This window comes from Streptomyces sp. NPDC023541, assembly GCF_055559995.1.
The window spans coordinates 103,982-114,681 of record NZ_JBVHJO010000019.1 but is presented as its reverse complement, the minus strand read 5'-3'; the positions used below and the strand labels follow the sequence as shown (position 1 = coordinate 114,681).

At 69.6% G+C, this 10,700-nt stretch carries 12 protein-coding genes and 2 pseudogenes; 6 read left to right on the top strand and 8 right to left on the bottom strand.

From position 1 onward, the window contains the following. Positions 1-50: 50 nt before the first annotated feature. Both ACZ3X1_RS32270 and ACZ3X1_RS32265 read right to left on the bottom strand, forming a co-directional pair. Positions 51-901, bottom strand: a protein-coding gene (locus tag ACZ3X1_RS32270) for an IS5 family transposase (RefSeq protein ID WP_467282415.1) whose coding sequence is annotated in 2 segments (ribosomal slippage) — positions 51-551 and positions 554-901 — 849 coding nt in all. Because the reading frame shifts where the segments join, the coding sequence is not laid out codon by codon here. An 81-nt stretch (positions 902-982) separates the two neighbouring features. Further along, positions 983-1,522 carry a 2'-5' RNA ligase family protein gene (locus ACZ3X1_RS32265; protein WP_467282412.1) on the bottom strand — a complete coding sequence of 180 codons (540 nt, stop codon included), beginning with the start codon at positions 1,520-1,522 and terminating at the stop codon, positions 983-985. Between the two features lie 187 nt (positions 1,523-1,709). Between ACZ3X1_RS32265 and ACZ3X1_RS32260 the strand changes: the two genes are divergently transcribed. From ACZ3X1_RS32260 to ACZ3X1_RS32250, 3 genes are all read left to right on the top strand, one after another. Beyond that, a complete protein-coding gene (locus ACZ3X1_RS32260) occupies positions 1,710-1,913 on the top strand; it encodes a hypothetical protein (RefSeq protein WP_467282409.1) in 204 nt (67 codons plus the stop codon). Beyond that, positions 1,913-2,116: a hypothetical protein gene (locus ACZ3X1_RS32255; protein ID WP_467282406.1), complete on the top strand. Its 204-nt coding sequence runs from the start codon at positions 1,913-1,915 to the stop codon at positions 2,114-2,116. The genes ACZ3X1_RS32260 and ACZ3X1_RS32255 overlap by 1 nt, the downstream gene beginning before the upstream one ends. A 303-nt stretch (positions 2,117-2,419) precedes the next feature. Further along, a complete protein-coding gene (locus tag ACZ3X1_RS32250) occupies positions 2,420-2,941 on the top strand; it encodes a hypothetical protein (protein WP_467282404.1) in 522 nt (173 codons plus the stop codon). Here the strand turns inward: ACZ3X1_RS32250 and ACZ3X1_RS32245 are convergent. Then, positions 2,935-4,287: an IS4 family transposase gene (locus tag ACZ3X1_RS32245; protein ID WP_467282402.1), complete on the bottom strand. Its 1,353-nt coding sequence runs from the start codon at positions 4,285-4,287 to the stop codon at positions 2,935-2,937. The two genes, ACZ3X1_RS32250 and ACZ3X1_RS32245, sit on opposite strands and share 7 nt — an antisense overlap. 131 nt (positions 4,288-4,418) lie before the next feature. On the opposite strand from ACZ3X1_RS32245, the gene ACZ3X1_RS32240 reads away from it, so the two are divergent. Both ACZ3X1_RS32240 and ACZ3X1_RS32235 read left to right on the top strand, forming a co-directional pair. After that, on the top strand, positions 4,419-4,643 hold the full coding sequence (locus ACZ3X1_RS32240; RefSeq protein WP_467282399.1) for a hypothetical protein: 225 nt from the start codon (positions 4,419-4,421) through the stop codon (positions 4,641-4,643). Between the two features lie 2 nt (positions 4,644-4,645). Further along, on the top strand, positions 4,646-5,104 hold the full coding sequence (locus ACZ3X1_RS32235; RefSeq protein WP_467282396.1) for a hypothetical protein: 459 nt from the start codon (positions 4,646-4,648) through the stop codon (positions 5,102-5,104). Between the two features lie 203 nt (positions 5,105-5,307). Here ACZ3X1_RS32235 and ACZ3X1_RS32230 read toward each other — a convergent pair. From ACZ3X1_RS32230 to ACZ3X1_RS32215, 4 genes and pseudogenes are all read right to left on the bottom strand, one after another. Further along, positions 5,308-5,763, bottom strand: a pseudogene (locus ACZ3X1_RS32230) (transposase); the annotation flags it as partial. A gap of 29 nt (positions 5,764-5,792) precedes the next feature. Beyond that, complete coding sequence (locus ACZ3X1_RS32225) at positions 5,793-6,221, bottom strand: hypothetical protein (RefSeq protein ID WP_467282394.1); 429 nt, start codon at positions 6,219-6,221, stop codon at positions 5,793-5,795. 77 nt (positions 6,222-6,298) lie between these two features. Then, positions 6,299-6,655: a hypothetical protein gene (locus ACZ3X1_RS32220; RefSeq protein ID WP_467282392.1), complete on the bottom strand. Its 357-nt coding sequence runs from the start codon at positions 6,653-6,655 to the stop codon at positions 6,299-6,301. Between the two features lie 2 nt (positions 6,656-6,657). Next, positions 6,658-7,359: a hypothetical protein gene (locus tag ACZ3X1_RS32215; protein ID WP_467282390.1), complete on the bottom strand. Its 702-nt coding sequence runs from the start codon at positions 7,357-7,359 to the stop codon at positions 6,658-6,660. 522 nt (positions 7,360-7,881) lie between these two features. Here ACZ3X1_RS32215 and ACZ3X1_RS32210 point away from each other — a divergent pair. Then, positions 7,882-8,568, top strand: a pseudogene (locus ACZ3X1_RS32210) (NF041680 family putative transposase); the annotation flags it as partial. A gap of 25 nt (positions 8,569-8,593) precedes the next feature. Here the strand turns inward: ACZ3X1_RS32210 and ACZ3X1_RS32205 are convergent. Further along, entirely contained in the window at positions 8,594-10,645 is a 2,052-nt protein-coding gene (locus ACZ3X1_RS32205) for a S9 family peptidase (protein WP_467282388.1), read from the bottom strand. Positions 10,646-10,700: the final 55 nt, after the last annotated feature.

Here is a 10,700-nt window from a genome sequence, read left to right as displayed (position 1 = left end):
CGGTGGCCGACAGATCAAACGCAAGGCACCAGGGCCAGTCGTAGCGCGAGTCAGGCCACCGCGTGGAGCGGCACCCGAACATCCTCACAGTCGTATCGGGTGGCGACGGCCCGGTGGCGCTTGAGGCGGTTGATCCCGCACTCGACCGCATGCCGCTGCTTGTAGTCGTCCTTGTCGAACTTCGGCGGCCGGCCGCCGTGCGAGCCGCGCTTGAGCCGGTTGCGGACACGGTCCGCCGGGACCGGGATGGTGGCCTCGATGCCGCGTCTGTGCAGGTAGGAGCGGTTGCTGCGGGAGTCGTACGCCTTGTCGGCCCGCACCCGGTCGGGTCGCTTACGCGGCCTGCCGAGCCCCAGCCTCGGTACCCGGATCGCCTCCAGGACCGGCTCGAACTGCGGCGAGTCACCCCGCTGCCCGGCCGTGATCACCACGGCCAAGGGCTTCTGTCCCTGCTTGACCGCGAGGTGGATCTTGCTCGTCAGTCCGCCACGGGAGCGTCCGAGTCCGTGGTCGGCAGGCTCGACGAAGACGCCGCCGGGCGGCTCCTTCTGGAGGCCCCCCTTTTCGCCGCGCCGGCGGCGTGCTGGTGGGCCCGGCAGATGGAGTCGACGTTCACGTCCCAGGTGATCAGGTCCTTCGCGTCGGCTTCGGACTGGAGCCGGGTGAGGATCCCGGCCCAGGTGCCGTTGCGCTGCCAGCGCCGAAACAGGTCGTAGACCCGGTCCCACGGCCCGTAGCGTTCTGGCACGTCGCGCCAGGGGGCGCCGGTCCGGGTCCGCCACCGTATGCCGTCTATCAGCTGCCGCCGCGTCCACACCTGCGGACGGCCCGGCTTGATACCCGTCGGCAGTAACGGCTCAAGCCGGGCCCACTGGCCGTTCGTCAGATCACCACGCCCCACGGGACATGATCATCAACGAACAAGATCCACTTTCGCCACAGGCCCTAGGGGGCAGCGGACCAGTCAAGCCTCTGACCTGCTCTATTCTCCGAGTGCGAACGACGCCCTCTCTTGCCACTTCACGCCGTCGTGCACCATCAGTTCGACCGAGGCGACGTGAGATGTGAACGGGAGCCTGCCGGCGAGGTCGGCCTCGATCTCCTCCAGGACGGCATCTTCCCGACCTTGAGCGATGGTCAGGTGCGGCACGATCTCGGCAAACCGGCCGCCATACGGCGGAGCCTCAGGCCAACGATCAGCGATCGCCTCCGTGAGCTGCCGCAACTGCGTGTCAGGCTCGGGGACGAGATACAGCACTTCCGGGAGCCGTCCACACCTCTCGAACCGCAGGTCAAAAGCCTGGTGGCTGCCCAGCACGTCCGCGAGAGCGGAGTAGACGAGCGCATCTATTCGGCTCTCATCGAGGAACGGGAAGAGCACGGTGACGTGGGCTGGAACCCCGGCCTGGGCTGAGGGATCGAGCCGTTCACGCCACCCACGGACGGACGGCTCCGCCTCCGGGATCCGGACGATGAGCCCCGTCTGGCCTGCCTGAAACGTACTGGTGCTGTCATCTGCCATGACACCGCATGGTGTCACCTCTGCCGCGGACAGCACGGCTCCTTTTCCGCCGAACGATCACGACCGATCTCCGAAGCCGGTCGACGAGCGGGACGACCAAGGTGCTGCTGCTATTTCCCGTGAACATCCAGAGCGTCGATGATCACTGAACGCCGCCGGAACCCACGAACAAACGCTGTCGGTTGACGTGAACGAAGCCAGCGAGGACGACATCGAGCTGTGGCGTGCGTCCAAGTCGGTGTCCCTGCCCGCGGAGTGGTGGGCGCTGCTCGACCGGGCCCAGCACGTCCTCCTGGTCGGCCCGGTCAAGGACGCCGAGCCCGGGACGCTCAACACCGCGGGCGAGGCCGGCGAGCTCCTGGCGGTCGTCGCCCGCGTGAGCTTCCACTGATGGCCGCCCGCCCCCGCCGCGAGCGGCCAGAACGCCTGCACCTGCCCGGGATCGCGGACATCCGGATCATCGCCGACGAGGCCACCACCCGGGCGGTGCTGGACGTCCTGGAGACCAGCTTCCGGTGCACGTCCGGCCGGCCGTACGACGGAGGTCGGACCTATCTGCAGCTGGACACCGGCTGCACCGACCCGGACGTCTGAACGCGCCTCACCCGAGGGCGCACACCGGAAACCCCGCCCAGCCAAGGCGACCAGGCCCCGGTGCTCCCCGGCGCGCACGGGCATCTGCCACGACGATGCCGTCTCGCGCCGGGGAGTGCCGGGGGTAGCGGGGTCCAGGGGGCGGCGAAGCCCAATGCAGTTGCTTTTGGGTGTGCCGCCCTTGGCGCCACGCCTGCGCCTTTTCAGACCTATGACGGCGCCCGTTACGCACACTGTGTGATGAACCGTCGAGGTCGCGCATACCTTGCGCACGAGGACGGGCGTGGCTGCTGTACTGGGCCGATGGACGCAGCCCTAGCCACTCTGCTTGTCGGAATCGCAGGTGTCAGCGGAACCGTGGCATCGGGTTACCTGGCCCAACGCGCCGCCCACCAGACGCTGCGCTGGGAGGGTATGCGCCAGCACCGTGAAAACCTTTGCAACTGCTACATCGGTGTCAACAGTGGAGCACGCAGCTGTCGTTACGCGCTCGCCGACTACGTCCAAGCCCTGGCTACCGGCACCTTGACGGACGAGATCCGCGAAAGAGCAGCCACCGCCGTGAACACTCATCGGGTGCAGTATGACGAGGCGCAGATGCTGGTCTCGGACAGAGTCCTTGCCGAGGCCCGCACCGTGAACGACAAGATCAGCGTTCTCTACGGGTCGCTGCGACGTATGGATGGCGGCGTTCCCCAGCCAGACGACACCATCGAGCAGGCCCGGCGTCAGGTGAAGGACCTGTGGCGCCACCTGAGGTCCATGGGGGAGGCCATGCGCGTGGACCTCGGCGTAAGCGGCACGCACAAACAGATCGATCATTGAGGCGTCCAGTCGACGCCTGCTGAGGGCGAGGGCGGTCTCGTGGGCGGGGACGACCGGAGTACGGGTCTCCCCGCCCGCCGGTTGGTCTTGGCCTTCTTGGTTTGGTTGAGGGCCCAGCGGCCCGGCTCGACCGCATCCCGTTTGGCGCGGGTCCGCAGCACGGGCCACCGGTTGGGCTTCTTGATCGCCCGGGGGCAATTCCGGTTCCGGCGGGCTGGGAGTAAGCGGCTGCGTGCCTCTTGCCCGGCCTGAGCCAGGGAGCGTGTGAGCTTGGCCGTAGTGGCTCCGAGCTGGGACGGAACGCTTCGGCGGATGATGCGAACGCACTTGAGGTAGGAGACGCGGTCTGTGTCCACGGCGGGGCCGGCGAGGGCTGCGGCGTGGGCGAACCGGCGGATCGCGTGGTGGACGGCGAGGTAGGCCCACAGCTCCTGCCGGACGCCTTCCGGCGTGCGGGACCGGATCGGCCCGCCGGGGCCGAGGTGGTTCTTGATCTCGTCGAAGGCCAGCTCGATCTCCCAACGTTCGCGGTAGAGCGCGACCAGCTCGGCCGCCGGGTACTGCTCGGGGTCCAGCAGTGTCGTGCCGAGGAAGGTGACCTTGTCGTCCTTCGTGAAGGTGATGACGCGGTAGATCGTGTGCTTGGGCAGGGTTCGGCCTTCGCGGCCTGCCCGGAGCCGGAGTGCCTTGCCCGGACGCGCTATCGACAGGTACGAGCCGTCGGGAAGCTCCTCCTGGAGGGTGCCGAGGTGATTGGACTGGAGTCTGACCAGCAGGTTCGCGCCGGTAACGGTGAAGGTGTGGGCGAACTCGACCGACCAGAAGCCGCGGTCGGCGATGACCAGGTCCCCCGAACTGGTGGATCCGGCCAGCGGGTAGGCAAGGCTCCGTTCGCCGTCGCGGTAGCCGCCGAGGCGGGCATCAAGCACTCCGCGTGTTCCGATCTCGACGAGGACCACCGCCCTCACCTGGGGGAACCCGAAGGGGAGGCCGCCCGTGGTGGAAGCTAGCCCGCGCCACCAGGCCCCGAGTGTGTCCGGAGTGGCGAACGGACCGGCTACCTCTCTGAACAGGGTCTCCAGCACGTCCTCGCCGAGCCGGGACCGTGCTCGGCATAAGGAGGACCGGTTCACTCTGGCCAGGGCCCGGCTGCCCGGTATCCCGCTGGTCAGCACGCGCAGCACCTTCTCGTACGACTCCCGGGCGAACAGACATAGGGCCAGGACGAAGTACACGACCAGCCGCGCGGGTAGGAGGCGGCGCCGCTGCTCAGCTCGGCCGTGCTTGGCTATCGCCGCGTCGACCAGCTCGGTGGTGAACACCTTCGTCAGGATCCCGATCCGCACCCGCTGTCCTGCTCCCCACCCCGTCACACCCGGGGCAACGTCCCCCCGCAGCTCAAAAGCAACTGCATTGGGCGGCGAAGCCCCCTGGTACCACCGGCCCGCGGTGCCCTGCCTGAACAGAGAGTCAACTTGTGAGCAGCAGTACCGATCCACTCATCCACGTCGCCGACGTCCTCGAAGCCTGGGAGGCGACCGCCCTCACCGATGGCAGTAAGGCCATGGTGGTCGCGGTCGTCCTGGCCGACGGCAGCGGCGCCAACCTCGCCATTTCGCGCCTCGTCGCCGCCCGCCTATGGGGCGCCCTCGACGGCCGCGACTTCACCCTGCTCGACCCGCCCCCGACCACATGGAGCTGACCATGCGTACCGACACCCACGAGTCCGCCGCCGAGGAGAACACCGCCGGACTGATGGCGGGCAAGAACATCACGCTGGACGAGATGGCCGTGGAGCTGGCCGGGATGGAGCTGCGGCTGCGGCAGCTCGCCCGGGCCGCCGAGGTGCCCGCCACTCCGGTCGAGCTCGCCGACACCATCGATTCCCTGCGCTCCAGCGCGGCCGGCCTGCGCGAGCTCGGCGAGCGCATGGGCTTGCTCGCCAGGATCGTCGAGGGCGGCGTGCCACTCGCCCTGACGTTCCCCGGCGGCGACCCGTGGGGCGATGCGGCCCGGGGAACCGACCGCGAGGACTACGGCGGGCCCGCCGTGGTCCCCACGCAGCGGCAGCTGATCCGCCTCGCGCAGGACGGCAAGCTTGCCGTCGCCGGCGGCCGAGAGACGACGGCTGGCCGGAAGCGTCTCGTCCTTGCAGGCACGTGAGGCATGTTGCGGGTTACGGGCGACCGGACACCCGGCCTGGCCTCTGCCTTAGCCTCGCCGTTTCGGTTGCCGTGGCGGGACACTGATCGTCGTCAACTTGTCGGTGGCCGTGCGGTTTTTGTGGTGTGGGCATGCCGGGGTGCCGACGCGGGGCCGGAGTCTCCGAGGTCTTTCGGGTCGGGGGCGGTCAGGACAGCCGGTGGTCAGGAGACCGGGCGGGGTAGGGCGGCCAGGCGGTAACAAGCGGTGGCGAGTGCGTTCCGCCAGGGCCAGGTCTTGGAGATCCGCAAGTGAAGGCGGCGGCCGCCGCGGGTGAGACGGGCGGCGACGTGCAGGAGCCGGTAGCGGAGCTTCTCGGGTTCGGCGGCAGTGAGGTCGATTGCGTCCAGGGACAGTTCCAGCCAGGCCGCGTTGATCGGGCAGTGGCGGGAAGGGAAGCGGCCGAAGCCGGTGTCCTTGCCGCAGCGGATGTGGTCCTCGACGATGGCGTGTCCGCGGTGGCGGACCTCCAGATGCTGGATGGAGCCGCCGCCGGAGTAGCGGGCGTCGGTGAGGAACACCTGGTGGCGCATACCTTCGTCCCGGTCGAAGAGGGAGAGCTGTGCGCCGGGGTGGGGGCGTTCGCGGCGCACGATCAGGCGGGTGCCGGCCGGGTAGCCGGGAAGGCTCGGTCATACCGGTGATGTCGTCAGCTTCGCTGAGGCTCCACCATCATGGCCCTTCCCATGCGCTTGCCCTGTGCGTCGAAGACACCGATCCGGACCGCGTCCGTGGCACGCTGAGGCCACTGTGTATACGCCTCTCCGATCGCCTGGGTCTGCATGTCGGGGTCGTCCTTCGGGTTCAGGTCGGTGTGGATGTAGGCGTACACCGCGTCTCCCTCCACCACGCGCTGCACCGCCTTCACGTGGCTCACGACGGACCAGTCCGGGTTGTTTTCGGAGGCTGCCCATGTCTTGAAGAGTTCGCCGTCCCTGGCCTCGTCCTGAAGGTAGAACCCGTGGGGCTGGAGTGTGAGACGGTCGGGTACGGCGAGGTCTGTCTTCGGCTGGGTCTCCAGTGAGCATCCGGCCAGCGCGAGGAGAGATGCGGTCAGCAGCAGACGGCGTGTGATCAAGGCGGGCTCCTCGGGTGCAGGAATGGGAGAGCCCCCCACACCGTAGTCAGTGCGGGGGCTCGGGTGACAGTGGGGTGTCACATGGTCAGTTCGTCGGCCTTGTCGCCCCAGTTCCCGCCCGTGGGGTAGCTGTAGCTGTGCAGGTTTCCGAGGCATCCGCCCAGGCCGGTGATGATCTGCGGGTCCGGCAGCCCGGTGCGCCAGTCGTAGAGCGACATGCCGCCGGTCTCGTCGTTGTTGCAGGTGGACGACGCCTGGTCGCGGAAGGAGTAGTCTCCCAGGTTCTTCGAGCCGTCGCTGTAGAAGGTGAGCTGGCGGCCGTAGTACCAGGTGTCGGCCCAGATGCGGGTGGAACCGAACGGGGTGTAGGCGGTGCCGTTACCGTCGACCGCGATGGCCATCGAGCCGGCCTTGTTCGGTGCGCCCTTCTTCATCGTCAGGTGGATCTGCCTTCGGGCGCCTCGGGGATCGCGTGCTTGGTCCCCTTCTTGGTCTTCTTGTAGGAGTTGGTGGCGGCCTTCTCCTCGTCTTCGGTGTCGAAGCACTTGACGGTGAGGTCGGGGTATTCGGCGCAGTTTTTGGCGGTGCCCCAGCCGTCCTTGGTCAGGTTGATCTTCTTGCCCTTGTACGTGGCGAAGATGTCACCGGTCTTCTTGGTGCCGGCTCGGTCGGCCTGCTCCTTGGCCTGCGCTGCGGCGGGGTCGACGGTGTCGGCACTGGCGACCTGGGCTCCGGCGAGCACGAGCAGCGCGGCGGCGAAGGGTATGGCGATCTTTCGGGTCTTCAACACGTCTCCTGGAATTCTGGTCAGATGTCTTGAACTCGTCTCCCTACAACTGATCTTGGATGCCGGATGGCCGGTCTCGGTGCTCAGGTCCGCATCGGCGAAGAACACGTCCTGGGCGTCGCCCGGCAGACCGGGGTGTTCGGCGGCGTTCTCGTCCATCGTCTGCACGACGTAGGCGGTGGCGCGTGAAGGGGCGTACGTCCTGGCGCTGTCGCGACCGCCGAGCACCAGCTTCTCCGCCCAGTACGCCGGGTCCATCCGGGCGACGTCCTCGGGCTCGCGAAAGAAGTCCGACATGTCCTCGACGCTGCTGAAGGACCAGCAGCCCAGATCGCCGCGCAGGACCAGCATGTGAGGCCGGGTGACGACCTCGCACCAGCTCCAGGACGCCCTGGGGAAGTTGAAGCGCAGGTGTCGGCCCCGAGCTCCTGGCGCAGACACCGGGGAACAAGTAACCAGCCGGTAGTTCCTGGGAGGTCCGCACGCGCCGTTTCCCGGCGCCCTGCGCTCTCGTTGAGCCGAGCGGGTGAACGCCCGTGGGGCCCGACGGCGAGGGGGCTGGTGTGCGGCAGGAGTGGTCACCCGCACGCCTACCCGCGCCTCCTCCTCGACTCCGTGCCCCGCCGCGGCTGGAACCCGGGCGCCGGAAGGGTGGTCACGGATCCGCGAACACGCTCGTGAACTTGGCGGCGGCGTCGGCCATTTCGGCGAGGCGGCCGACGACTTCGATCGCGGCCGCCCGGTTCCTCAAGGACGACCCCGCCGGGCTGCGGCAGCTGATGGACGCCGTCGACCTGCTCGCCGACCAGCCCCGTCCGGAGGGCACCGCCGAGTACGGCTCTCCAGACCTGCGCCGGGTGCACGTCGGGCGTTACCTGGGGCACCCCGGACACCGAAACCGCCACCCACACCCGCCTCTACGGCACCGCCCGAGCACGCTCGTGGGACCGGCTCCACCCCAAACTCACCCACCGCTCTTCCTGGGCCGCGGCCGACGGCACCCTCCCGATCGTTGAGGGAACGGTGATCCGCCTGGACATCGACCACCTGCCCAGCGGAGCCACTTTGAAGCCGGTCTGGTTGTGGTGGTCGGGCACCGACGCCACTGAGGCGGACACCGACCGTCTGTGGCAGGCATACCTGCGGCGTTTCGACATCGAGCACACCTTCCGCCTGTTCAAACAGACTCTCGGCTGGACCTGCCCGAAGGTCCGCACACCTCAGGCGGCGGACCGCTGGACCCGGCTGATCCTCGCGGCCTACACCCAACTGCGACTGGCCCGGCCACTGGCGGCCGACCGACATCGTCCATGGGAGAAACCCACCTCGCCCGACCGCCTCACTCCAGCTCGAGTCCGTCGCGACTTCCGGCACATCCGCCCCAACACCGCCTGCCCAGCCCAAGCACCGAAACCCACCCGCCCCGGACCTGGGCGTCCACCAGGACGCAAGAACACGCGGCCCACCCCACGTCATGACGTCCACACACCCCGCACAACGGGCACTGCAGCGTCCAGGAAGGCGAAGCCGACGATCCCACGACCCCGCCGCACAGGTTAAAGATCAAGCTAGTGCTGGGGCCGCACTAGGCCAGTTCGCGGCGGAAGAAGTCCAGTTCCAGCGCCATGATCTTCTCGCGGGTGCCGCCCGGTGTCATGTGGGTGACGCCGGGGAGGGCCAGCAGCTGGTGCGGGCGGCCCGCGTCCGTCAGGGCCTGTGACAGGCGCAGGGTGTGCGAGGGGTGGACGTTGTCGTCGGCCAGGCCGGTGATTAGGAGCAGCGGGCGGGACAGCTTCGGGGCGTCGGGCAGGAGCGAGTCCCGTTCGTAGACGTCCGGGTGTTCCTGCGGAAGGCCCAGGTACCGCTCCGTGTAGGCGGTGTCGTAGTGCCGGAAGTCGGTCGGCGCGGCCCCGGCGGCCGCCGCGTGGAAGACGTCGGGGCGGCGCAGGACGGCCATCGCCGACAGGTAGCCGCCGTACGACCAGCCGCGGATGCCGACCCGGCCGAGATCGAGGTCGCCGTGGCGGGCGGCCAGTGCGTGCAGCGCCGCGACCTGGTCGTCAAGGGTGACCTGGGAGAAGCCGCGGTACATGGCCCGGGTGTGGGCGGGGGAGACGTACGCGGTGCCGCGGTTGTCGACGGTCACCACCGCGAAGCCCTGGTCGGCCCACCACTGGCGGTGCTGCCAGCGGCGCGGGTCGGCGGTGACGTCCTGGGCGCAGGGGCCGCCGTAGCTGTCCATCAGGACGGGCAGCCTCCGGCCGGCGACGTGCCCGCGGGGCAGCACGAGCGCGGTGGGGATCGCGTGCTCGGTGACCCGTTCCAGGACCGGGGCGACCCGGTACGGCAGCGGCCGGGACAGGTCCGCGGGCGTGAACTCCCGCCCGTCGGGGGTGCGTACGACGCGGCGCACGCCGTCGGCGTCGGCGGAGGTCAGCAGCAGGTACCCGGCCGAGGCGGTCACGCTGTGGACGCCGGGACCGTCCGCGAGCGGGGTCGCGTCCCCGGTGGCGGTGTCGAGCAGCAGCACCTGCTGCTCGGCCGGGTCGCGCAGGGCCGCCTCGATCAGCAGCCGGCCTTCGTGGACCCCCGCCACGCGGCGGACCTGGATGCCGTCGCCGGTGAGCGGTACGCCGTCCAGGGCGAGGCCGCGCGCGCCGCCGCTCGGGGTGTCGGTGACGGTCAGCATCCGCCCGTCGGGGAGGCGGCAGGGGGTGCCGGTGACGTCGGGGTCGACCCACAGGGGGTGCGTGGTGCGGGACAGCTCCCGGGTGCGGCCGGTGGCCGGGTCGGCGGAGAGCAGGACGACGTTTCGCTGGAGCCGGTCCTGGACGGTGAGGAGGATTTCCTCGGCCGACTCCCAGCCGGCGTCGCAGACGTAGGGGTAGGTCTCGGCGTCCCAGTCGATCCGTGTCCGGGTCTCCCCGAGCACCCACAGCTGGACGTCGGCGTTGGGCCCGCCCGCCTCCGGGTAGGCGAAGTCCTCGGCCGGCAGCTCGGGGTGGGCGGGGTCGGCGAACCACCGGCGCTGGAGGGCGGATTCGTCGACGCGGGCGGCGAGCAGTGTGCTCCCGTCGGGTGACCACCAGTGGCCCCGGGAGCGGCCCAGTTCCTCGGCGGCGGCGAATTCGGCCAGGCCCCAGCGGGCCCCGTCGTCGGGGCTGACCCGCCCGCCGGGGACGACGTACAGGGCGTCGTCGGCGACGTAGGCGGTGCGCGAGCCGTCGGTGTTGGGCCGCGGGTCCAGTGCGGGCCCGGCGGCGGGGATCTCCCTCAGGGTCCCGGCGCCGTCGGCGGTGACCTCGTAGAGCCGTCCGTACAGGGCGAAGGCGGCGCGGCGCCCGTCGCCGGAGAGGGCGTAGGAGCCGATCCCGGCCGCGACGAGCCGGGTGCGTTCGCGCAGCCGGCGCTCGGCGGTGGGGAGCGGGCCGGGCTCGGGGCACAGCTCCCGGGGATCGGCAAGCCGGATTTCCTCGCCGGTGGCCGTGTCGAGCACCCAGAGGCTGTCGAAGGCGTCGGTTCCTCCGCTCGACCGGAGGAACCACAGGAGCCTGCCGCCGTCCCCGAAGGCCAGTGCCCGCGGGGCGCCGTAGGTGAATCGGGCCGTGCTCGCGGAGAGCCTGAGGAAGTCATCCATGATCGTAGTGTGACATGTGAAATGTCACCTGCACTAGGCCGTTCGAGTGGTGACG